Here is a 23,078-nt window from a genome sequence, read left to right as displayed (position 1 = left end):
GAAAGGACCCCTCAGTCAAACCGACACCACGTTCCAAGACCGACCGGAACGGGACGAAGTTGAGCCAGGCGGGAGTGACCTGGATCTCGGGGGTGCTACTGCTCGGCGGGCGCCTCCGACGCTTCCGGCTCCGCCGGTCCGGCCGGCGCCTCGGACTCCTTCGGCTTCTCGGGCAGCTCCGCCGCCAGCGCGGCCGAGGCCTGCACGAGCGGCAGCGCCAGCAGAGCGCCCGTACCCTCCCCGACGGTCACCCCGTGCGCCAGCAGCGGCTCCAGGGCCATCCGGTCCAGCGCCTTCGCCTGCCCCGGCTCCCCGCTGTCGTGCGCGGCCAGCCACCAGTCCGGCGCCCGGAACGCGATCCGCTGCCCGACCAGTGCGCACGCGGCCGTCACGACCCCGTCGAGCACCACGGGCAGCTTGCGCACCGCGCACTGCAACAGGAAGCCCGTCATCGCGGCGAGGTCGGCCCCGCCGACCGCCGCCAGCAGCTGCAACTGGTCCCCGAGTACCGGCCTGGCCCGGCGCAGCGCATCGCGGATCGCCGCGCACTTGCGCATCCACGCCAGGTCGTCGATCGCCTGCCCGCCGCGCCCGGTGACGACCGACGCGTCGACCCCGCACAACGCCGCGACCAGCACGCTCGCCGCCGTGGTCCCGCCGACGCTCACATCGCCGAGCACCACCAGGTCCGTGCCCGAGTCGGCCTCCTCGTCGGCCACCGCCATGCCCGCGCGGAACGCCGCCTCGGCTTCCTCCGCGCTCAGCGCGTCCTCGCTGTCGATCCTTCCGCTGCCGCGCCGTACCCGGTGCCGCACGACGTCCTCGGGCAGCGACTCGGGGTCGCAGTCCAGGGCCATGTCGACGATCCGCACCGGCACGTCCAGCCGCCGGGCCAGCACCGACACGGGCCGGCCGCCCTCCAGCACCTCGCGCACCAACTCCCCGGCGCTGCCCGCCGGACGGGCCGAGACGCCCAGCTCGGCGATGCCGTGGTCACCGGCGAAGAGCACCACCCGCGGCCGTTCGACCGGCCGCACCGGCACGGCCGACTGCGCCGCCGCCAGCCACTCACCCAGTTCGTCGAGGCGGCCCAGCGATCCGGGCGGCACGATCTGTCGCTCCCGGCGTGCCTCGGCGTCACGGCGGATCCCGCCGTCCGGACGCTCGATCAGATCGGTGAAGTCGTCGAGATTAAGCGAGCTCATTCGCCGAACAGTACCGGCCCCGGTCGAACAGCACGGCGCCACATCACCACTCCGTCACGGCGACGTCGTTGCACCCGAGATCGGCATCCCATACGTTCCGTTTTGCAGCAGATTGTCGTACGTGGTACGTGCGACGTCCCCGCCGTACGCCGTCGCCCCCGGGAGCCGCCCATGCCCGCACATCCCGCCTCCTCGGCACCCCCCGCCCCCCAGACGACCGCACGGGTCCACGAACCGCGCCGGGAGGACTGCCCCTGGTGCGGCTCCGACCGGCTGCGGAACCGGCTGCGCACCGGTGACCTGCGGCAGTACAAGCCGGGCGGCTTCACCGTCGACGCCTGCCGGGACTGCGGCCACACCTTCCAGAACCCCCGCCTCACCCCGGAGGGGCTGGCTCTCTACCACCGGACCGCGCGCGGGGCGCCCAGGGACCCGGCGAGCGACGGCCTCCTCGCCCTCCGCGCCAGTCCGCGCCGCCACCGCTCGGCCGCCCGCGCCATGCTGCGCTGCGGCGAACCGGAGAGCTGGCTCGACGTCGGGACGGGCCACGCCCGCTTCCCCGCCACGGCCCGGCAGTTCTTCCCGTACACCGCCTTCGACGGCCTGGACCCCACCCCGCGTGTGGTCCGCGCCCGCACGGCCGACCGCGTCGAGGAGGCCCACGTCGGCCGCCTGACGGACCCCGGAATCGCCGGCCCCCTGCGCGCCCGCTACGACGTGGTCAGCATGCTCCACCACCTGGAGGGCACGCCGGACCCCCGGGCGGAACTGCGGGCCGCCCTGGCGGTCCTGCGCCCGGGCGGCCACCTGCTCATCGAGACCCTCAGCCCCCGCAGCGTCTTCGCCGCCCTGCTGGGCCGCTGGTGGCTCCCCTACGACCAGCCGCGCCACCTCCACCTCCTGCCCCCGCAGAACGTCCGCGCGGAACTGGAGTCGGCCGGCTGCGCGGTCCTGGCGCTCGACCACCGCCCGGTCCACGTCCCCCACGACCTCGCGGGCGCCGCCTCCCTGGCCCTCTCGCACGCACTGCCCGCCCCGGACACCCCCTGGCGGGCCATTCCCCCGCCCCCCGTGCAGCGGCACGCCCGCACGGCCCTGCTCCGCGCCGGGATGCCCCTGGTGGCCGTGGCCGCGCTGGCCGACCACCTCATCGCCCCGGTCGCCCGCCGCACGCGTTTCGCCAACACCTACCGGGTCATCGCACGCAAGACTCCGTAGCCCGGGGGAGAGGGCAGCCGTGGGGCCCCGGTCAGCAGCCCGGGGGAGAGGGCAGCCGTGGGGCCCCGGTCAGCCCCGCAGCACCACGGCCTGCCCCGCCACCACCAGCAGCACGTGCTCGCACTCGTCCGCGAACCCCGCGTTCAGCCGCCCGAGTTCGTCCCGGTAGCGCCGCCCCGACGCCGTCGACGGCACGATCCCCGACCCCACCTCGTTCGACACGGCGACCACGGTCCGCCGGGTGACCCGCACCGCCTCCGTGAGCTCCCGCACCCGCTCCCGCAGCACCTTCTCGCCCCGCTCCGCCCACACCGCGTCGTCCCACGCCCCGGCGTCGTCCATCGCGTCGGTCAGCCACAACGACAGACAGTCGATGAGCAGGGGCGGCCCCTCCGCCTCCAGCAACGGCACCAGGTCGCAGGTCTCGACCGTCTGCCACGACCCCGGCCGCCGCTCCCGGTGGGCCGAGACCCGCGAGGCCCACTCCGTGTCGCCGTTGCGCGACCCGCCCGTGGCCACGTACAGCACGTCCGGAAAGGCCTCCAGCCTCCGCTCGGCCTCCACCGACTTGCCCGACCGCGCCCCGCCCAGCACCAGCGTCCGCCGCGGCACGTCCGGCACCTCCTCGTACGCCCCCACCACCAGCGTCAGCCCGTCCGGCACGGCCCGGGCCCCGGCCGCCGCGAGCCGCCGCCCGAGCTCGGGGCCGGGCGGCACGTCGTGGTCCAGGTGGACGGCGACCACGTCGGTCGTCGGCCCGACCGCCCCCACCGCCCGCAGCTTCGCCAGCGCGTCCGGCCGCCCCACGACGTCCGCCAGGACCATGTCGTACGACTCGGCCGGCCCCTCCAGGCCCGCCGGCGCCCCGCCCGGCGGCAGATACAGCAGCCGCTGCCCCTCCGGCCCGGTCACCGCGTACCCCGTGCCCGGTGCGTCCAGCGCCACCGCCCGCACCCGGTGCCCCGTCAACAGGGTCAACTCCCGCCCGTCCGGCACCCGTCCGGGCTGCGGCAGCCCCGCGGGCACCTCGACCGCCGGCCCGTCGTGCGGATGCGACAGCAGCACCTGCCGGACGCCGGTCAGGGAACGGCCCGCCCGCGCCGCCGCGAACGCCGCACCGGGCGTCAGGTCGAGCAGCAGCGCCCCGTCCAGGAGCAGTGCGGTGGCCGCCCGCGCGTCGGGGCCGAGGGCGGCCGCACAGGCCGCGCAGGGACAGTCGGGGCGGGGGAGACCCGCGGGGGCGCCGGTGCCGAGCAGAGTGAGTTCCACGCAACGATTCTCACCCGTGGCCATGAGTCACGCGTGATGGAGACGCCCCCAAGGGGGCGTGGGGAGCCGCGCAACGCCCACGACCCGCACCCAACCGGTGACCCATACCCCCGCAAGGCCTATAACACCCCACCCGGCGGGAACGCTTAGGCTCGGGACGGGAGCCGGACCAAGATCCGGCTTTCGCTGTGCAGTGTGCTCACACACATGGGAGGCGTACATGGCGGCATGGACGTGGCGGTTCGAGAAGACCGACGGGACGGAGGTCCAGCCCGCGGTGCCGCCGGAGGAGTTCCCCACCCAGGGGGACGCCGAGTCCTGGATCGGGGAGCACTGGAAGGCCCTCCAGGAGGGCGGTGCCGATCAGGTGCGGCTGTTCGAGGACGCCACGGAGATCTACGGGCCGATGAGTCTGCACGCGGCCGAGGCGTGAGCCCGGCGGGGGCGGGGGCCGACGGCTCCCGCCCCTGTTCCGTGTGTCAGCCGCGCACGCCGCACAGGTGCAGCAGCGCCGCCACCCCGCGGTACGGATCCGTCCGCCCGGCCTTCTCCTCCACCGCGAGCAGCGTCTCCACGTCGGCCGGTACCTCCGCGTCGTCCGCCGCCGTGTCGGTGAACACCCGCACCCCGTACCAGGCGTGCAGCGGCGCCCCGATCCCCGCGAGCGTCGACGTCAGGTCCTTCAGCCGGTCGGCCCGCACGTCGAGGCCCAGCCGGATGGGGGTCCCCCCGTTCGAGTCTTTTCGAGAATGGGGGAGGTAGGAGACGGTGTCGAAGGCCGCCAGCGCCCCGGACCAGTCACCGGACAGGCCCGGCCGGATCGCGAGCGCGTCGCCGTTGCGCACGAGCAGCGACAGCAGCCCGCCGTGCGCCAGCATCCGGGCGAGGCCCGCCAGCAGCGGGTCGGGCTCCTCGACGTACATCAGGACGCCGTGGCACAGCACCACGTCGAAACTGCCCGGCAGGAAGTGCACACCGGTGTCCCGGCCGTCGCCCTCGATGATCCGCATCCGCTCCCGGATGCCCTCCGGTTCCCCGGCGAGGGACTCCCGGGCCGCGGCGACCATCGTCGCGTCCTGCTCCAGACCGGTCACCTGGTGCCCGGCCCGGGCCAGCCGCAGCGCCTGGGTGCCCTGGCCCATCCCCACGTCCAGCACCCGAAGGCGCTTGCCGACCGGGAACCGGCCGACTATCTGCTCGTCCAGCTGGCGGGCCACCAGCTCCTGCCGGACCACATCGCGCAGCCCGCCCAGCTCGTCCAGCCAGGCTGGTGCCGCACCCCCGGAGAACGGCGTCGTGGTCAGGGCCGTTCTCCGCGCTTGACCTGCGGCTTCGGCAGCCGGAGCCGACGCATCTGGAGAGAGCGCATCAGGGCGTAGGCGACGGCGCCGCGCTTGTTCTCACCTGCGAAGCGCTCGGCCAGCTGCTTCTTCAGACGGAAGCCCGTGACGAACGAGTCGAGCACGATCAGCACGATCACCACGAGCCACAGCAGCAGCGCGATGTTCTGAAGCGCCGGCACCCGCACCATGCTCAGCACGAGGATGACCACGGCCATCGGCAGGAAGAACTCCGCGATGTTGAACCGCGAGTCGATGAAGTCACGCGCGAACCGGCGGACCGGCCCCTTGTCACGGGCGGGCAGGTAGCGCTCGTCGCCGCTGGCCAGCGCCTGGCGCTGCCGCTCCAGCGCGCTGCGGCGCTCTTCACGCTGCCGCTTGGCGGCCTCCTTGCGCGTCATCGACGTGTTGGCCACGCTGCGGCGCTGGCTCTGGGCCTGGCTGCGCTTCGGCGTGGGGCGGCCCTTGGGGGCCTGGGGGTCGCGGGGCTGCTTGGAGAAGTTCACCGGCGCCTTGTCGGCGTCCTGGGCCTTCTCATCCTTCGCACGGCTACGGAACACAAAACCCAAGGGTAAGGGCTTCCGGGCATGGACCCCAGCCCGGTGGGGAACGATCCGGCAACACCAGTCGTCAGTAAGGGGACAGAGGGGACGTTGCGTACGCCTCCGGATGTTCCCCGGGGTGTACGGCTCCGGTAACCCCGGGGACCACCTACTCCCTACGCCGGAGCGGGAGCGCACGCAGTCGTCCTTGGGGATGAGCGCATCCGTCCCCGAACAGTGCGGTAATGGATGCAGGGCCCGTACTGTGGGTTCTGTCGCTGGAGCTGGAACCGGAGTCGGTCAGAAGGGGGCGCGCGAAGCCCATGAGCGGTGTCATGAAGCGTATGGGGATGATCTTCCGCGCGAAGGCGAACAAGGCCCTTGACCGGGCCGAGGACCCGCGCGAGACCCTCGATTACTCGTACCAGAAGCAGCTGGAGCTGCTCCAGAAGGTCCGCCGCGGTGTCGCCGACGTGGCCACCAGCCGCAAGCGCCTGGAGCTCCAGCTGAACCAGCTCCAGTCGCAGTCCGGCAAGCTGGAGGACCAGGGCCGCAAGGCGCTCGCGCTGGGCCGTGAGGACCTGGCCCGTGAAGCGCTCTCCCGCCGGGCCGCGCTCCAGCAGCAGGTGACCGACCTGGAGACCCAGCACGCGACACTCCAGGGTGAGGAGGAGAAGCTCACCCTCGCGGCCCAGCGGCTCCAGGCCAAGGTCGACGCCTTCCGCACGAAGAAGGAGACGATCAAGGCGACGTACACGGCGGCCCAGGCGCAGACCCGGATCGGCGAGGCCTTCTCCGGCATCTCCGAGGAGATGGGCGACGTCGGCCTGGCGATCCAGCGCGCCGAGGACAAGACGGCCCAGCTCCAGGCCCGCGCCGGCGCCATCGACGAGCTGCTCGCCTCCGGTGCCCTCGACGACCCCTCCGGCATGCACAAGGACGACATCCAGGCCGAGCTGGACCGGCTCTCCGGTGGTACGGATGTAGAGCTGGAACTGCAGCGCATGAAGGCGGAACTGGCCGGAGGCTCGGGCAGCGGGCAGCAGGCGCTCGAAGGCGGCACGGGCCAGCAGTCCCAGCAGCAGCCGCAGGACACCCCGCGCTTCGACAAGCAGTAGGGGTCCACGCCTAGGAGGGCGACATGATCGTACGGATCATGGGGGAGGGCCAGGTGATCCTGGCCGACGGCCACCTCGCCGAGCTGAACAAGCTGGACGACGAACTCCTGGCGGAAATGGAGAACGGCGACGGCCCCGGCTTCCGCCGCACCCTCCAGGCCCTCCTGACGAGGGTCCGCGACCTGGGCGAACCCCTCCCGGACGACTCCCTGGAGCCGTCGGAACTGATCCTGCCCTCCCCGGACGCCACCCTGGAGGAGGTCAGGGAGCTCCTCAGCGACGACGGCTTGATCCCGGGCTAGTGTCCGCGGGGAGTCGTGCCGCTGGGGCCCGCCCGACGCCGGTCACAGCGCCGAGCACCTCCCACAGCCACCGCCGGCCCGGCTACGGTGAACAACCGTGAGCACCCTCGCGCGGGCCAAACACCAGGCCAAGGCGCACCCCCTGGCCCTGGACGCCGTCCTCGCCCTCGCCGTCCTGGTCTGCATGGTCGCCGGCTCCTTCGTGGAACCCCGGCACCGGGACAGCGTCAGCTGGGTGCTGCGCACCCCCGACCCGCTCAGCCTCCTCCTCATGACCTTCGGCGCCGCGGCCCTGGTCTTCCGCCGACGCGCCCCGATGACGGTCCTCGCCCTCACCGGCACCCTCTCCGTCATCGAGTCCGTCACCGGCGACCCCCGCGCCCCCGTCGCGATGTCCGCCGTCATCGCGCTCTACACCGTCGCCTCCACCACCGACCGCCCCACCACCTGGCGCGTCGGCCTGCTCACCATGACCGTGCTGACCGGCGCCGCCATGGCCGCGGGCCCCCTGCCCTGGTACGCCCAGGAGAACCTCGGCATCTTCGCCTGGACCGGCATCGGCGCCACCGCCGGCGACGCGGTCCGCAGCCGCCGCGCCTTCGTCCAGGCGATCAGGGAACGCGCCGAGAAGGCGGAACGCACCCGTGAGGAGGAGGCCCGCCGCCGGGTCGCCGAGGAACGCCTGCGCATCGCCCGGGACCTGCACGACGTCGTCGCCCACCACATCGCCCTGGTCAACGTGCAGGCCGGGGTCGCCGCCCACGTCATGGACAAGCGGCCCGACCAGGCCAAGGAGGCCCTCGCGCACGTCCGCGAGGCCAGCCGCTCCGCGCTCAACGAACTGCGCGCCACCGTCGGGCTGCTCCGGCAGTCCGGAGACCCGGAGGCCCCGACCGAACCGGCCCCGGGCCTCGACCGCCTGGACGAACTCACCGGCACCTTCCGCAGCGCCGGCCTGCACATCGAGGTCGCCCGCGCCGACCAGGGCACCAGCCTCCCGGCGGCGGTCGACCTGGCCGCCTACCGGATCATCCAGGAGGCCCTCACCAACGTGCAGAAGCACGCCGGGCCCCGCGCCAAGGCGGAGGTCAGCGTCGTCCGCGTCGGACCGAACATCGAGATCACCGTGCTCGACGACGGCAGCGGCGAGCACGAGACCCAGGACGGCGGCGGCCACGGACTGCTCGGTATGCGCGAGCGCGTCACCGCCCTGCGCGGCACGCTCACCACCGGTCCCCGCTACGGCGGAGGCTTCCGCGTCCATGCCATCCTGCCGGTCAAGAACCGCACACCGACCGGGGAGGACCCCGCATGACCATCCGTGTCCTGCTCGCCGACGACCAGGCGCTCCTGCGCAGCGCCTTTCGCGTGCTCGTCGACTCCGAGCCCGACATGGAGGTGGTCGGCGAGGCCTCCGACGGCGCGGAAGCGGTCCGGCTGACGAAGGAGCAGCAGCCCGACGTCGTCCTCATGGACATCCGCATGCCCGGCACCGACGGCCTCGCCGCGACCCGCATGATCAGCGCCGACCCCGATCTCGCCGACGTCCGGGTGGTCATCCTGACGACGTTCGAGGTGGACGACTACGTCGTGCAGTCGCTGCGGGCCGGCGCCTCCGGCTTCCTCGGCAAGGGCTCCGAACCCGAGGAACTGCTGAACGCCATCCGTATCGCGGCCGGCGGCCAGGCCCTGCTCTCCCCGGCGGCCACCACGGGGCTGATCGCCCGGTTCCTCGCCACGGACGACCCGGCGGACGGCGACCGCGACCCGGCTCGCGGGGAACGGCTCGACTCGCTCACCGTCCGGGAGCGCGAGGTGCTCGTCCAGGTCGCCGGCGGGCACTCCAACGACGAGATCGCCGAGCGCCTGGAAGTCAGCCCGCTGACCGTGAAGACGCACGTCAACCGGGCCATGGCCAAGCTGGGGGCGCGGGACCGCGCCCAGCTCGTGGTGACCGCGTACGAGTCCGGGCTGGTCCGTCCGAGGGTGGAGTGAGCCCCACCCGGGCGTACTGCGGCCGGAGTATGCGCCGCATAAGGATTTGGACCTGGGGCCTACGGAACCCGGTTCCCGCATGGCTCAGGGTGTAGGGGCGGGCGCTCGTCTGCGCGCCCGCTGCCGCTTCTGCCGTTAACAGAAGAGAGACCTTCACCCATGTCCTGGCTGTCCAGGTTCAGCCTCGCACAACGGGCCTTGATCGGGCTGATGTCGATCATCGCGCTCGTCTTCGGGGCGATCGCGATACCCCAGCTCAAGCAGCAGCTGCTGCCGACCATCGAACTGCCCGTGGTGTCCGTGCTGGCGCCGTACCAGGGCGCGTCCCCGGACGTGGTCGAGAAGCAGGTCGTCGAACCCATCGAGGACTCCCTCGAAGCCGTCGACGGCATCAGCGGCGTCACCTCCACCGCCGGCGAGGGCAACGCCGTGATCATGGCGTCCTTCGACTACGGCAACGGCACCGAGCAGCTGGTCGCCGACGTTCAGCAGGCCGTCAACCGGGCCCGCGCCCAGCTCCCGGACGACGTCGACCCGCAGGTCGTCGCCGGCTCCACGGACGACATCCCGACCGTCGTCCTCGCCGTCACCTCCGGCCGCGACCAGCAGGCCCTGGCCGACCAGCTCGACAAGACCGTCGTGCCGGACCTGAAGAGCATCGACGGCGTCGGCCAGGTCACCGTCGACGGCGTGCGCGACCTTCAGGTCACCGTCACGCCCGACGACGCCGAGCTGGCGAAGGCCGGTCTGACCTCGCAGTCGCTCTCCCAGGCGCTCCAGGCGGGCGGCGCGACCGTCCCGGCCGGCTCCTTCGACGAGGACGGCGCCAACCGCACGGTGCAGGTCGGCGGCGGCTTCACCTCGATCGAGCAGATCAAGGACCTGATGGTCACGGGCGAGCCGGGCAAGGGCAAGCCGGTGCGCCTCGGCGACGTCGCCGCGGTGAAGCAGCAGGAGGCCACAGCCGACTCCATCACCCGCACCGACGGCAAGCCCAGCCTCTCGGTCGCCGTGACGATGGACCGCGACGGCAGCGCGGTCGCCATCTCCGACGCCGTCCAGGACAAGCTGCCGGACCTGCGCAAGGACCTCGGCTCCGGCGCGAGCCTCACGGTCGTCAGCGACCAGGGCCCGGCCGTGTCCAAGTCCATCAAGGGCCTGACCACCGAGGGCGCGCTCGGTCTGCTCTTCGCGGTCCTGGTGATCCTCGTCTTCCTGGCCTCGATCCGCTCGACCCTCGTGACCGCGGTGTCCATCCCGCTGTCCGTGGTCCTCGCCCTGATCGTGCTGTGGACGCGCGACCTGTCGCTGAACGTCCTCACGCTGGGGGCCCTGACCATCGCCATCGGCCGGGTCGTCGACGACTCGATCGTGGTCCTGGAGAACATCAAGCGCCACCTCGGCTACGGCGAGGAGCGCCACTCGGCGATCCTCCAGGCCGTCCGCGAGGTGGCCGGCGCGGTGACGTCCTCGACGCTCACCACGGTCGCCGTCTTCCTGCCGATCGGCCTGGTCGGCGGCATGGTGGGCGAGCTGTTCGGCTCGTTCAGCCTCACGGTCACGGCGGCGCTGCTGGCGTCCCTCCTCGTCTCCCTGACGGTCGTACCGGTCCTGTCGTACTGGTTCCTGCGGCCCCCCAAGGGCACCCCCGAGGACGCGGACGAGGCGCGCCGGATCGCGGAGGAGAAGGAGGCCAGGAGCCGCCTCCAGCGCATCTACGTCCCGGTCCTGCGTTTCGCGACCCGCCGCCGCCTCACCAGCGTGGCCATCGCGGTCGTCGTGCTGGTCGGCACGTTCGGCATGGCGCCGCTGCTGAAGACGAACTTCTTCGACCAGGGCGAGCAGGAAGTCCTCACCGTCAAGCAGGAACTGAAGCCCGGCGCCAGCCTGGCGGCCACCGACGCCCAGGCGAAGAAGGTCGAGAAGCTGCTCGCCGGCACCGAGGGCGTCAAGGACTACCAGGTCACGATCGGCTCGTCCGGCTTCATGGCGGCCTTCGGCGGCGGCACGGACAGCAACCAGGCCTCGTACCAGGTGATGCTCGACGACTCGGCGTCCCACGCGGACGTCCAGGACAGCATCGAGAAGGGCCTCGCCGGCCTGAAGGGCATCGGCACGACCACCGTCGCCGCCGGTGACGGCTTCGGCAGCCAGGACCTCAGCGTGGTCGTGAAGGCCGCCGACGCGGGCGTGCTGCGCACGGCGTCCGAGGAGGTCCGCAAGACGGTCGCCTCGCTCGACGACGTCACGGACGTCAGCAGCGACCTCGCGACCAGCGTGCCGCGCATCTCCGTCAAGGCCAACGACAAGGCGGCCGCGGCCGGTTTCAACGACCAGACGCTCGGGGCCGCCGTCGCCCAGGCCGTTCGCGGCACCACCGCGGCCAAGGCGGTCCTGGACGACACCGAGCGCGACGTCGTCATCCGCTCGGCCAAGCCCGCCACGACCCTGAAGCAGCTTCAGGACCTGCGTCTGGGCGGCAAGGTGAAGCTCGGCGACATCGCCACGGTGAAGATGGTCGACGGCCCGGTCTCGATGACCCGCATCGACGGCCAGCGCGCCGCCACCATCACCGCGAAGCCGACCGGCGACAACACCGGCGCGGTCAGCACGCAGCTCCAGTCGAAGATCGACGCGCTGAAGCTCCCGGACGGCGCCACGGCGTCGATCGGCGGTGTCTCCGAGGACCAGGACGAGGCGTTCGCCAATCTGGGCCTGGCGATGCTGGCGGCCATCGCGATCGTCTTCATGCTGTTGGTCGGCACCTTCAAGTCCCTGGTCCAGCCGCTGATCCTGCTCGTCTCCATCCCGTTCGCGGCGACGGGCGCGATCGGCCTGCTGATCGCCACCGGCACCCCGATGGGCGTCCCGGCCATGATCGGCATGCTGATGCTGATCGGCATCGTGGTGACGAACGCGATCGTGCTGATCGACCTGATCAACCAGTACCGCAAGCAGGGCCACGGCGTCGTCGAGGCCGTGGTCGAGGGCGGCCGGCACCGGCTGCGCCCGATCCTCATGACCGCCCTGGCGACGATCTTCGCCCTGCTTCCCATGGCCCTCGGCATCACCGGCGAGGGCGGCTTCATCGCCCAGCCGCTGGCCGTGGTCGTGATCGGCGGCCTGGTCACGTCGACGCTGCTGACGCTGCTGCTGGTCCCGACGCTGTACGCGATGGTCGAACTCCGCAAGGAGCGCCGGGCGAAGAAGCGCGCGGCCAAGCGTGCGAAGAAGGCGGGGGACCGCTCCGGCGCGACGCCGTCCTCGGACGAGCCGGAGCCCGCGACCGTCTGATCGCGAGTCCTCGCCGGGCCCGTACGCCAGGTCCGGATCCAGGCCGGGGCCCGAACCGGAAGCCAACGGTTCGGGCCCCGGCCTGTGCCGTGCGGGCGTTACGTAGCAACGGTTCGGGCCCCGGCCTGTGCCGTGCGGGCGTTACGTATCCTGACCCGGACTGCTTGGCGGGGGAGAGGAACCGGGCGTGCCGCTGCAGAAGGACGACCCGAAGTCGGTCGGCGGGTACAAGCTGGTCGGCCGGCTCGGGTCCGGGGGCATGGGGATCGTCTACCGCGGCCGGGCCCGCTCGGGACGCGAGGTCGCCGTGAAGGTGGTGCACGCCCAGTACGCGGAGGACGCGGTCTTCCGCGCCCGTTTCCGCCAGGAGATCGAGGCCGTCCGCAAGGTGAGCGGCGCCTTCACCGCGCCGGTCCTGGACGCCGACCCGGAGGCGGTCCGGCCCTGGATGGCCACCCAGTACGTGCCCGGGCCCTCCCTGGCCGCGCTGATCCGGGAACAGGGCCCGCTGCGCGGTGCCGCCCTGCGCCGGCTGGCGCTCGGACTGGTGGAGGCGCTGCGGGAGATCCACCGGGCGGGGGTGGTGCACCGGGACCTCAAGCCCGCCAACGTCCTGATGGCGGAGGACGGCCCGCGCGTCATCGACTTCGGCATCTCCCGCGCGGCCGAGAACCACAACACCCTGACCGAGACCGGCCAGATGATCGGCACCCCGCCGTTCATGTCGCCGGAGCAGCTCACCGACGCCCGCTCCGTGGGCCCGGCCTCCGACGTGTTCTCCGTCGGCGCCCTGCTCGTGCACGCGAGCACCGGCCGGGGCCCCTTCGACGCGGACAGCCCCTACCTGACGGCCTATCGGGTGGTGCACGACCCGCCCGTCCTGGACGGCGTTCCGGAGCCCCTGCATCCGCTGCTGGAGCGCTGCCTCGCCAAGGACCCCGCGACCCGGCCCGGCCTGGACGACCTGGCCGCGGAATTCGTGGCCGCGCTGCCGGAGACGGGCCCGGACGAGCCTGACACCGTGGCACTGCGCAGGGACGAGGCGGCCCTGGTCAGCACCCGGCCCGCCGCGGTCTCCGACGCCGACCCCGGCCCCCCGGCCTCCGTGCGACGCCCAAGCCGTGCCCGGCGGTGGTGGGCCACGGCCGGCACGGCGACCGCCCTCGCGCTCGGCCTGACGGGCTATCTGCTGCTCGGTCCGGGGCTCGGCGAGGACGACTCCCGCTCGGGGGCGGACACCACCGGCTCCACGCCCTCCCGCTGGACGCCCGTCCCGGCCGGCTGGAAGCCCTGGCAGACCACGGTGCACGCCACCGCCGCGCAGGGCGTGAAGCAGGGACGCGGCATCGACGAGGGCGGGTCGATGAACGGCCCGGAGTGCCAGGTGTACGAAGGGGCCGTCCACTGCGCGGGCGACGGTGTGCTGCCCGTGCGCCTGGACGCCCGCACCGGACGGGCCCGCTGGCGCGCCGACGTGCTGCCGCCCGGCACGGGCGACGGGGCGTACAGCTTTTCCGTGCTGGGCATCACGGACGACGCGATGCTGGTCGAGCAGACGTACGATCCCCACCAGGGGGACGACGTCAAGGTCACCGTCGCCGCCCTCGACACCGGCACCGGCGAGCGGCTGTGGCAGCGCACGGTCAACGTCGACGCGGTGCGCCCGTACGTCTCGGGCGGGCTGGTGATCGTCCCGGACGACGGCGGCCGCTCGGTGACCGCCCGCTCTGCGCGCACCGGCGAGGAGCGCTGGACGGCGCCGCTGCCCGCGGGGCAGTACTGCGGTCCGGCGGATACCGGCGCGAACCCCTACCTGCGGTGCGGCCCGGACGAGATGCCCTCGAAGGAGACGGTCCTGCTGCGGCTTGACCCCTCCGACGGCTCGGCACGGCGTCTGACGGTACCCGTCGACCAGACGGTCGTCGGCACGTCCGAGGGCCGTCTGGTCCTCCTCGAACCGACCGAGGACGAGCAGGACGAGGCGTTCGCCGGGATCCGGCTGCTGGACCCGGACACCGGAAAGGCACGCGCGGTGAAGTTCGCGGAGCCGCTGGAGGGCAACGCGGCGTACTCGGACGGCACCCTGTGGTTCGCCACGTCCTCCGGGCAGGTCGTCGCCGTGTCGGTCCGCACGGGCGAGCGGTTGTGGCAGACCCGGACGAGCCTGGAGCAGCCCAGCGGCATCGTCCACGACCCGCGTGCCCGCGCGGTCTACCTGTCCAGCGCCAGCGGCCGGGTCGCCGCCCTCGACACGAGGAAGGGCACGCTGCTGTGGGAGACCCTGCCGCGGGCCCGGCGGGTGACGAACCCGGGCTGGTCGGGCTCCGCTGTGCTGCTCCACGCGGGCGCCCTGGTCGTGGCCACCACGGACGGCGACGTCTTCACCCTCGACCCGGCCCACCCCGACCGGAAGCCCGTCCCGGGGTGAGCCGCACCAGCCGCGAGGGCCGGGGCAGGGCTACGGCAGGGCCAGCATCCGCTCCAGGGCCAGCTTCGCGAACGCCTCCGTCTCCTTGTCCACCTCGATGCGGTTGACGAGGTTGCCCTCGGCCAGCGACTCCAGGGCCCAGACCAGGTGGGGGAGGTCGATGCGGTTCATGGTCGAGCAGAAGCAGACCGTCTTGTCGAGGAAGACGATCTCCTTGCCCTCCGGCGCGAAACGGTTCGCCAGGCGGCGGACCAGGTTCAGCTCCGTGCCGATGGCCCACTTGGAGCCGGCCGGCGCGGCCTCCAGGGCCTTGATGATGTACTCCGTCGAGCCGACGTAGTCCGCCGCGGCCACGACCTCGTGCTTGCACTCGGGGTGCACCAGGACGTTCACGCCGGGGATGCGCTCGCGCACGTCGTTCACCGAGTCCAGGCTGAAGCGGCCGTGCACCGAGCAGTGGCCGCGCCACAGGATCATCTTCGCCGCGCGCAGCTCCTCGGTCGTCAGCCCCCCGTTCGGCTTGTGCGGGTTGTAGAGGACGCAGTCCTCCAGGGACATGCCCATGTCCCGCACGGCGGTGTTGCGGCCCAGGTGCTGGTCGGGCAGGAAGAGCACCTTTTCGCCCTGCTCGAACGCCCAGTCCAGGGCCCGCTTGGCGTTGGACGAGGTGCAGATCGTGCCGCCGTGCTTGCCGGTGAACGCCTTGATGTCGGCGGAGGAGTTCATGTACGAGACGGGCACGACCTGCTCGGCTATCCCGGCCTCGGTCAGCACGTCCCAGCACTCGGCGACCTGCTCGGCCGTCGCCATGTCGGCCATCGAGCAGCCGGCGGCGAGGTCGGGCAGGACGACCTTCTGGTCGTCGGACGTCAGGATGTCCGCGGACTCCGCCATGAAGTGCACGCCGCAGAACACGATGTACTCGGCCTCCGGGCGGGCGGCCGCGTCGCGGGCCAGCTTGAACGAGTCACCCGTCACATCGGCGAACTGGATGACCTCGTCGCGCTGGTAGTGGTGGCCGAGCACGAAGACCTTGTCCCCGAGCTTCTCCTTCGCCTTGCGGGCGCGCTCCACCAGGTCCGGGTCGGACGGCGAGGGCAGGTCGCCGGGACACTCCACACCGCGCTCGCTCTTCGGGTCGGCCTCACGGCCGAGGAGCAGCAGGGCGAGGGGCGTCGGCTGTACGTCGAGCTCCTGGGTCTGGGCGGTGGTCACGACACGCACCCTTTCTGTTTCTGCGACTTTTCGTCGATTTGACGCTATCTATCATAACCGCTTCACGTCACTTTGACGATGGCCATAGCGTCTGTGTGACGTGAATCCCGGTGGGCCGCCGTTCATTCCCGGGAAGACCCGGAAAGAGCCGTTTTCCGGTTCCCGATGCGTGTGCGAGCATGAAAAGGAGCCGAGATCGAGCGACCGGCCCCGGAATGATTCCGAGGCCCCGCCGGTTGGAACCGTCGGCAAGCAGTCTCCGTACAACCCGGGAGAGATGTAGATGTCCGTATCGGACGAGACCAGCACCGTCACCGACGGCATCATCCTGACCGACGCCGCCGCGTCCAAGGTCAAGGCGCTGCTCGACCAGGAAGGCCGCGAGGACCTCGCGCTGCGCGTCGCCGTCCAGCCCGGCGGCTGCTCGGGCCTGCGCTACCAGCTCTTCTTCGACGAGCGCGCCCTCGACGGCGACGTCGAGAAGGACTTCGATGGTGTGAAGGTCGTCACCGACCGCATGAGCGCCCCGTACCTGGGCGGTGCCACGATCGACTTCGTGGACACCATCGAGAAGCAGGGCTTCACGATCGACAACCCGAACGCGACGGGCTCCTGCGCCTGCGGCGACTCCTTCAGCTGAGCCTGCCGAGCCGCCCCCCGGCGGCCGCGGACACGACGAAGGCGGCGGCCCCCTCCGACGGGGCCGCCGCCTTCGTGCCGTACGGCCGCTCCTACCGCTCCTGGGTGGGCGGAGCCGGCAGCCGCGCGCCCTCCTTGGCCAGCGGGACGGCCTCGCCGTCCGCGTCGACGACCGCCCGGTCGCCGAGCGGCCCGTCCAGCTGCACGGTCTTCTGGAACTGCTTGGCGATCATGACGCAGATCGCGTCCGGCCACGGGGTCGACGTCACGGTGACGGTCACCTCGCCGCCCTTCTCGTTCGCCTTCACGTCGTAGTCCGCGCACACCCCGCCCGTGAAGGTCACCGTCAGCTCCGCGCCCTCGGCCCGGTAACCGTCCACCTTCACCTCGCGCGGGCCCGGATCCGCCGTCGGCCGGTCACTCGGCTCGCTCGGCTCGGGGGAGATGAGGAACCTCGGCTCCACCGCCGGGTACGTCACCGTGAACGGGTCCTTCGCGCCCGGCGCCGTCACCTCGAACAGCCACGACGGCACCAGCGCCTGCCGCCCGTCCACGACGTGCGCGGCCAGCCCGAACACCGCGTTCTCGACCGTGACCGTGTCCTGCTGGGGAGCGCCGCTCGACGGCTGCTCGCAGGGCTGCTCCAGCCGGTCCTTCAGCGGCACCGGGCTCGCACAGCCGCCGATGCCCATCCGGTGGTCGCTCTTCGGCTGCCCCTCCATCAGCTCCAGCGCCTTCTCTGCGCCGACCACGGGGTACGTGTCGCCCTTCACCGGCGCCTTCAGCTGACCGCTGCCGCCGACGACCTCGCCGTCGGAGCCGACCGTGATCCCGGTCGTCCAGCCGTGCGTCGGCAGTCCGCCGACCTCGGGGGAGGCGTTCACCATCCGCTGGGCGCCCATGACCTGACTCGCGTCGACCTTCGCGTCGTCCTGACCCAAGGCCTTCAGCACCGGCGCCGCGGCCTTCTCCGCCACGTCCTCGCCCACCGGGGTGCCGCCGGGCTGCGGGGCGGTGCAGGTGTCGGTGCCCTTGCAGTCGTCGGCGCCCGGGGCGTACCGGCTGAACGTCCAGGCGCCCGGCGCCTGCCGGTTCACCTGGAGGCTGGGCCCCGACCCGTCCTGGCCCCCGATCTTCCAGGCCTCGCCCTGTGCCACCGGCGCCCCGTCGACCCCGAGGGCCTCCGCCAGCCGGGCCGCCTCCGCCTTCGTGACCTCGCCCTGCGCCCGGTACACCGGCGCCTTGCCGGGGCCCTCGGGCAGGGTGCCGTCGACCCGGTAGGTGGCGCCGTAGGGGTTGGGCTCGCCGGGCGCGATGCCGTTGCCGCCGCCCGCCGTGGACTCCGAGTAGCCGTCGAGTGCGAGCGGCGGGGGAGTGTCGTCCCCGCCGGGCGCGCCGGACGACGTACCGCCGCCCGATCCGCTCGACGCGTTGGAGGCGAGCCAGGCCCCGCCACCGCCGATCAGCAGCACGGCTGCGGCGACGGAGGCGATGATCGCGGGGGTACGGGGACGGCCACCGCCGTGCCGGACCAGGTCCTCTTCGTCCCGGGGGAGGTCACCGACCGGTACGGGGGTGGCATCGGGGCGGGCTTCCTCCTCGACGCCCCCGGCTTCCGGCGTGTCCGGCTCGTCGGCTGCCGGGGCCGCCTCGCCCGTGCTGCCCCCGTGGGCCTGTGCATCCTCATCAGGCGCCTGGGAAGCATCGGCCTCGGAGGCTTCAGAGGTCCCGGCGGTCTCAGAGACCCGGATGGCCTCAGCGGCCTCAGAGGTCTCGGCGGCCTCAGTGACCTCGGAGGTCTCTCCCGAGCCAGCGGCATCCGGTGACCGCTCGGCCTCGGCCTCAGTCGCCACCTCGGCCTCCGCCGACGCCTCAGCTTCAACCGGCGCTTCAGCCTCAGCCAGCTCATCGGTCTCCGCCGACGCCCCGGTCTCCGCCGACGCCCCGGCGTCCGCCGGGGTTCCGGCGTCCGCCGTACCCGGCTCCTCGACCTCCGGGGCATCGGCGGTGGCGCCGGCCGCTTCCCTGGCGTCGTCGTCGTTGTCGGGTCGCTCGGTGTTCACCGCATCGCTCCTTCGGCTGCACAGCTGTCCCATGGGACCCGGCCCGTCACCTACGGGCCCGCTGGTGGGTCGTATCCCGCCTCCCCTTTACGGGGGACGGCGATGGGACGCAGCGGGGGAGCACACGGTTCCCGCGTGTGCGCCGTTCAGTCCCCGTAGTCCTCCATGGCGTCGAGCAGCCGCGCCGACGCGGGGGGTACGGACACGCCGTGGATCAGGGCCGGGGAGACCGGCCGCGAGGCGGCCCGGGCGGGGACCGCCCAGTGCGGAGCCATGCGCGCCCCGTCCCCGGGCAGCGACGCGAGATCGCCTTCGAGATCGACCGGAACGGGTGCATGGACTTTGAGGTTCGTCATAGCGGCACCGTATGCACGGTCGAGCTCACGGAGAAAGATCTACTATCGGGTAGTTTCGATGCCTTCAGAGCTGCCCAGCCCACCCGATAGCGTGAACTGTCAAGGTCCGCCTCCCACAGGAGAATCCACGCCGTGCGCATCGCAGTCACCGGCTCCATCGCCACCGACCACCTCATGACCTTCCCCGGCCGCTTCGCCGACCAGCTCGTAGCGGACCAGCTGCACACGGTCTCGCTGTCGTTCCTGGTCGACAAGCTCGACGTCCGCCGCGGCGGCGTCGCGGCGAACATCGCCTTCGGCATGGGGCAGCTCGGCACCCGCCCGATCCTGGTCGGCGCCGCGGGCGCGGACTTCGACGAGTACCGCGCCTGGCTGGAGCGGCACGGCGTCGACACCGACTCCGTCCGTATCTCCGACACGCTGCACACCGCCCGCTTCGTGTGCACGACCGACGCCGACCACAACCAGATCGGCTCCTTCTACACCGGCGCCATGAGCGAGGCCCGTCTCATCGAGCTGAAGACCGTCGCCGACCGCGTCGGCGGCCTCGACCTGGTCTCCATCGGCGCCGACGACCCGGAGGCCATGCTCCGCCACACCGAGGAGTGCCGCTCCCGGTCCATCCCGTTCGCCGCCGACTTCTCCCAGCAGATCGCCCGGATGGACGGCGAGGAGATCCGCATCCTGCTGGACGGGGCCACGTACCTCTTCTCCAACGAGTACGAGAAGGGCCTCATCGAGACCAAGACCGGCTGGAGCGACGAGGAGATCCTGTCCCGCGTCGGCCACCGCGTCACCACCCTGGGCGCGCGCGGGGTCCGCATCGAGCGGGTCGGCGAGGACCCGATCGAGGTCGGCACGCCGGACGAGGAGCGCAAGGCCGACCCGACGGGCGTCGGCGACGCCTTCCGTGCGGGCTTCATGTCGGGCCTGGCCTGGGGCGTCTCCCTGGAGCGGGCCGCGCAGGTCGGCTGCATGCTGGCGACCCTGGTCATCGAGACGGTGGGGACGCAGGAGTACCAGCTGCGGCGCGGGCACTTCATGGAGCGGTTCACCAAGGCGTACGGGGACGAGGCCGCGGAAGAGGTCCGGGGGCATCTGGGCTGAGGTGCCGCCTGCGGGGGTGCGGGGCTGGTCGCGCCCCGCGGCGGCAGCCGCATGTCGACCCGGCCCCGCGCCCCTGAGCCGGTCAGCTCGCCCGGCGGACCAAGTACGCCGTTCCTTGGTCCGCCGGTTCCTCGCCCACGTACTCCTGGCCCCGCATCTCGCACCACGCCGGGATGTCCAGTCGCGCCGCCTCGTCGTCCGACAGGACCCGGACCAGCCCGCCCACGGGCACGTCGCCGATGACCTTCGCCAGCTCGATCACCGGGATCGGGCAGCGCTTGCCGAGGGAGTCCACGACCAGGACGTCCTCCTCGCGGACCACCTCCGAGGCGACCGGCGCCCCCAGCTTCTCCCGCACCGCCGCCACAGCCCGGGGAAGCACCTCCAGGAACCTCTCCACGTCCTCCTCGGCCGCCCCGGGCGGCAGCGAAACCCGCACATTTCCCTCACTCAGCACGCCCATCGCCCGCAGCACATGGCTCGGCGTCAGCGTGCTGCTCGTGCAGGACGATCCGGACGAGACCGAGAAGCCCTCCCGGTCCAGCTCGTGCAGCAGCGCCTCCCCGTCGACGTAGAGACAGGAGAAGGTGACGATCCCGGGCAGCCGGCGCGCCGGGTCGCCGACGACCTCCACGTCGGGCACCAGCCGCGGCACCCCGGCCCGGATCCGGTCCGTCAGCTCCCGCAGGCGCACCGACTCCTCGGCCGCCTCGGCCCGCACGGCCCGGAGCGACGCGGCCGCCGCCACGATCGCCGGGATGTTCTCGAAACCGGGCGCCCGCCCCGACTCCCGCTCGTCCACCGGCCCTTGCGCCGCGAACCGCACGCCCTTGCGGACCACGAGCAGCCCGACGCCGGACGGCCCGCCCCACTTGTGCGCACTGGCCGTCAACAGCGACCAGTCCCCGTCCACCGGCCCCCACCCGAGCGTCTGCGCCGCGTCCACCAGCAACGGCACCCCGGCCTCCCGGCACACCTGCGCCACCGCCCCGACGGGCTGCTCGGTCCCGACCTCGTGATTGGCGGACTGGAGGCACGCCAGCGCGGTGTCCGCGCGCAGGGCAGCGCCGTAGGCGATCGGATCCACCGCCCCGCCCCGGTCGACGGGCACCTGGGTGACGGACCCGCCGCCCGCCTCGTGCGCCTCGGCCGAATGGAGTACAGAGGAGTGTTCGACGGCTGACACGATCAGGTGGCGTCCGACCCGCCGCCGCCCGGCCAGCGCCCCCGCAACGCCCGTGTGCACGGCACGGCTTCCGGACGAGGTGAACACCAGCTCGTCCGCCCGGCACCCCACGGCCTCGGCGGCGGCCTCCCGGGCGGCGTCCAACAGCAGCCGCGCCCGCCGCCCTTCCTTGTACAGCCGCGCGGGATCCGCCCACCCCTCGTCGAGCGAGGCCAGCAGCGCCTGCCGGGCGACGGGGTGGAGAGGAGCACTGGAAGCAGCATCGAAGTAACCCACACAGCAACGCTAAAACGCCCAGCGCACAGACGTCCCTCAGGGGCGCGGGGAACTGCGCGACAAGCCACGACGACTGCCGCACCCGCCAATCAAGCGAACACCCCACCCCACTAGGCACCCCTCCCCGAGAACCCCCGGAGGGCGTCGGCTAGGGTTTGGTCCGCATAAACATCCAAACCCCTGCCCGACGCAGGGCGGCGACCGACCAGCGAGAAGGCCAGGCCGCAGCCGACCGCGCGGGCGAGACTCTCGGGAAGGCGCTACGTGAGTCCCAACGGCTCCGACCGCTCGCCGCGGCGCCCGATGCGGCGGAAGCTGCTGCAGGCACTGACCGCGGGCCTGGTCTTGGCGACAGCCACCGGTTGCTCGTACAACTGGGAAGACTTCCCCCGCCTTGGTATGCCCACCCCGACCACGGAAGAGGCTCCGCGGATCCTCTCCCTGTGGCAGGGGTCCTGGGCGGCTGCGCTCGCCGTCGGCGTGCTGGTGTGGGGTCTGATCCTGTGGAGTGCTTTCTTCCACCGGCGCAGCCGCACCAAGGTCGAAGTTCCTCCGCAGACCCGGTACAACATGCCCATCGAGGCGCTGTACACGGTGGTCCCGCTCATCATCGTCTCGGTGCTGTTCTACTTCACCGCCCGTGACGAGTCCGAGCTGCTCAGCCTCAAGAAGAAGCCCGACGTCACGGTCAACGTGGTCGGCTTCCAGTGGAGCTGGTGCTTCAACTACATCGAGCCGGTCGCCGGTTCCACCGGGGACGCCAAGACCTCCAAGGACCTGGACGCGATCCCGGACCGCTTCAAGGAGGACTTCCCGGCCAACGCCGGCGGCGTCTACGACTGCGGCACCCCCGGCACGCGGAACCCGCAGACCAACAACCCGGGCCCCACGCTCTGGCTGCCCAAGGGCAAGACGGTCCGCTTCGTCCTCACCTCGCGTGACGTCATCCACTCCTTCTGGGTGGTGCCGTTCCTGATGAAGCAGGACGTCATCCCGGGCCACACCAACGCCTTCGAGGTGACCCCCAACAAGGAGGGCACCTTCCTCGGCAAGTGCGCCGAGCTCTGCGGCGTCGACCACTCTCGGATGCTGTTCAACGTGAAGGTCGTCTCCCCCGAGCGTTACGAGCAGCACCTCAAGGACCTCGTGGACAAGCAGCAGAACGGTTACGTTCCTGCCGGCATCGCGCAGACGAGCCACGAGAAGAACCGGGAGACGAACAACCTGTGAGCATCCTCAACGAACCCCAGGGTGCCGCGGCAGCAGGGTCCCACTACCAGGACGAGCTGCCGGTCAGGCGCCAGAACCGCGGCAGTGTCGTGGTCAAGTGGCTGACGACGACGGACCACAAGACGATCGGCACGCTGTACCTGGCCACGTCGTTCGCGTTCTTCGTCATCGGCGGCGTCATGGCGCTGCTCATGCGCGCTGAGCTCGCCCGGCCCGGTCTTCAGATCATGTCGAACGAGCAGTTCAACCAGGCGTTCACGATGCACGGCACGATCATGCTGCTGATGTTCGCGAC

General features: G+C 72.1%; 20 protein-coding genes. 12 read left to right on the top strand and 8 right to left on the bottom strand.

The annotated features are described in order from the left end of the window. Positions 1-95 precede the first annotated feature (95 nt). Positions 96-1,205: a nicotinate-nucleotide--dimethylbenzimidazole phosphoribosyltransferase gene (gene cobT, locus AB0E85_RS26245; protein WP_361931745.1), complete on the bottom strand. Its 1,110-nt coding sequence runs from the start codon at positions 1,203-1,205 to the stop codon at positions 96-98. Between the two features lie 171 nt (positions 1,206-1,376). Here cobT and AB0E85_RS26240 point away from each other — a divergent pair, with 171 nt between their 5' ends. After that, positions 1,377-2,423 (top strand): class I SAM-dependent methyltransferase, encoded by a 1,047-nt coding sequence (locus AB0E85_RS26240; RefSeq protein ID WP_361931742.1) that lies wholly within the window; start codon positions 1,377-1,379, stop codon positions 2,421-2,423. 69 nt (positions 2,424-2,492) lie between these two features. On the opposite strand, the gene AB0E85_RS26235 is transcribed toward AB0E85_RS26240, so the two are convergent. Beyond that, positions 2,493-3,692, bottom strand: a complete 1,200-nt coding sequence (locus AB0E85_RS26235; protein ID WP_361931739.1) for a bifunctional adenosylcobinamide kinase/adenosylcobinamide-phosphate guanylyltransferase — start codon at positions 3,690-3,692, stop codon at positions 2,493-2,495. A gap of 220 nt (positions 3,693-3,912) precedes the next feature. Here AB0E85_RS26235 and AB0E85_RS26230 point away from each other — a divergent pair, with 220 nt between their 5' ends. Further along, positions 3,913-4,125, top strand: a complete 213-nt coding sequence (locus AB0E85_RS26230; RefSeq protein ID WP_062926420.1) for a hypothetical protein — start codon at positions 3,913-3,915, stop codon at positions 4,123-4,125. A 46-nt stretch (positions 4,126-4,171) separates the two neighbouring features. Here AB0E85_RS26230 and AB0E85_RS26225 read toward each other — a convergent pair whose 3' ends face one another. Together AB0E85_RS26225 and AB0E85_RS26220 are read right to left on the bottom strand one after the other, a co-directional pair. Next, positions 4,172-4,909 carry a methyltransferase domain-containing protein gene (locus tag AB0E85_RS26225; RefSeq protein WP_361931736.1) on the bottom strand — a complete coding sequence of 246 codons (738 nt, stop codon included), beginning with the start codon at positions 4,907-4,909 and terminating at the stop codon, positions 4,172-4,174. Between the two features lie 83 nt (positions 4,910-4,992). Then, positions 4,993-5,592 (bottom strand): DUF3043 domain-containing protein, encoded by a 600-nt coding sequence (locus AB0E85_RS26220; protein ID WP_355833265.1) that lies wholly within the window; start codon positions 5,590-5,592, stop codon positions 4,993-4,995. A gap of 317 nt (positions 5,593-5,909) precedes the next feature. Here AB0E85_RS26220 and AB0E85_RS26215 point away from each other — a divergent pair, with 317 nt between their 5' ends. The 6 genes from AB0E85_RS26215 (at position 5,910) to AB0E85_RS26190 (ending at position 14,711) form a co-directional block, all read left to right on the top strand. Next, positions 5,910-6,692 (top strand): PspA/IM30 family protein, encoded by a 783-nt coding sequence (locus AB0E85_RS26215; protein ID WP_361931733.1) that lies wholly within the window; start codon positions 5,910-5,912, stop codon positions 6,690-6,692. 23 nt (positions 6,693-6,715) lie between these two features. Further along, the gene (locus tag AB0E85_RS26210; protein ID WP_355833262.1) at positions 6,716-6,994 is read left to right on the top strand and encodes a hypothetical protein; all 279 of its coding nucleotides are present in this window, start codon (positions 6,716-6,718) and stop codon (positions 6,992-6,994) included. 97 nt (positions 6,995-7,091) lie between these two features. Continuing rightward, positions 7,092-8,309 carry a sensor histidine kinase gene (locus AB0E85_RS26205; protein ID WP_361931730.1) on the top strand — a complete coding sequence of 406 codons (1,218 nt, stop codon included), beginning with the start codon at positions 7,092-7,094 and terminating at the stop codon, positions 8,307-8,309. Beyond that, positions 8,306-8,989, top strand: coding sequence for a response regulator transcription factor (locus tag AB0E85_RS26200; RefSeq protein WP_361931728.1), 684 nt, complete (start codon positions 8,306-8,308; stop codon positions 8,987-8,989). The genes AB0E85_RS26205 and AB0E85_RS26200 overlap by 4 nt, the downstream gene beginning before the upstream one ends. A 159-nt stretch (positions 8,990-9,148) precedes the next feature. Then, entirely contained in the window at positions 9,149-12,283 is a 3,135-nt protein-coding gene (locus tag AB0E85_RS26195) for an efflux RND transporter permease subunit (RefSeq protein ID WP_361931725.1), read from the top strand. Positions 12,284-12,470: 187 nt separating this feature from the next. Then, complete coding sequence (locus AB0E85_RS26190; protein WP_361931722.1) at positions 12,471-14,711, top strand: protein kinase; 2,241 nt, start codon at positions 12,471-12,473, stop codon at positions 14,709-14,711. A gap of 30 nt (positions 14,712-14,741) precedes the next feature. Here AB0E85_RS26190 and nadA read toward each other — a convergent pair whose 3' ends face one another. Then, positions 14,742-15,926 (bottom strand): quinolinate synthase NadA, encoded by a 1,185-nt coding sequence (gene nadA / locus AB0E85_RS26185; RefSeq protein WP_361931719.1) that lies wholly within the window; start codon positions 15,924-15,926, stop codon positions 14,742-14,744. A gap of 283 nt (positions 15,927-16,209) precedes the next feature. Here nadA and erpA point away from each other — a divergent pair, with 283 nt between their 5' ends. Continuing rightward, a complete protein-coding gene (gene erpA, locus AB0E85_RS26180) occupies positions 16,210-16,566 on the top strand; it encodes an iron-sulfur cluster insertion protein ErpA (RefSeq protein WP_030837535.1) in 357 nt (118 codons plus the stop codon). Positions 16,567-16,657: 91 nt separating this feature from the next. Here erpA and AB0E85_RS26175 read toward each other — a convergent pair whose 3' ends face one another. Together AB0E85_RS26175 and AB0E85_RS26170 are read right to left on the bottom strand one after the other, a co-directional pair. Beyond that, positions 16,658-18,628 (bottom strand): hypothetical protein, encoded by a 1,971-nt coding sequence (locus tag AB0E85_RS26175; protein WP_361931715.1) that lies wholly within the window; start codon positions 18,626-18,628, stop codon positions 16,658-16,660. A gap of 146 nt (positions 18,629-18,774) precedes the next feature. Then, on the bottom strand, positions 18,775-18,984 hold the full coding sequence (locus AB0E85_RS26170; protein WP_033312635.1) for a hypothetical protein: 210 nt from the start codon (positions 18,982-18,984) through the stop codon (positions 18,775-18,777). 132 nt (positions 18,985-19,116) lie between these two features. Here AB0E85_RS26170 and AB0E85_RS26165 point away from each other — a divergent pair, with 132 nt between their 5' ends. Then, positions 19,117-20,091: a carbohydrate kinase family protein gene (locus tag AB0E85_RS26165; protein WP_361931712.1), complete on the top strand. Its 975-nt coding sequence runs from the start codon at positions 19,117-19,119 to the stop codon at positions 20,089-20,091. A gap of 82 nt (positions 20,092-20,173) precedes the next feature. Here the strand turns inward: AB0E85_RS26165 and AB0E85_RS26160 are convergent, their stop codons facing one another. Then, positions 20,174-21,553, bottom strand: coding sequence for an aminotransferase class V-fold PLP-dependent enzyme (locus AB0E85_RS26160; protein ID WP_361931709.1), 1,380 nt, complete (start codon positions 21,551-21,553; stop codon positions 20,174-20,176). A gap of 264 nt (positions 21,554-21,817) precedes the next feature. On the opposite strand from AB0E85_RS26160, the gene coxB reads away from it, so the two are divergent. Further along, on the top strand, positions 21,818-22,783 hold the full coding sequence (coxB, locus tag AB0E85_RS26155) for a cytochrome c oxidase subunit II (RefSeq protein ID WP_107454510.1): 966 nt from the start codon (positions 21,818-21,820) through the stop codon (positions 22,781-22,783). Continuing rightward, a partial coding sequence (locus AB0E85_RS26150) for a cbb3-type cytochrome c oxidase subunit I (protein ID WP_361931706.1) occupies positions 22,780-23,078 on the top strand: 299 nt, incomplete at its 3' end. The genes coxB and AB0E85_RS26150, both read left to right, overlap by 4 nt.

The organism is Streptomyces sp. NPDC029044 (genome assembly GCF_040637495.1).
GTDB lineage: Bacteria > Actinomycetota > Actinomycetes > Streptomycetales > Streptomycetaceae > Streptomyces.
Note: the sequence above shows the minus strand (reverse complement) of the source record. Positions and strands in the feature narration are given on the sequence as shown.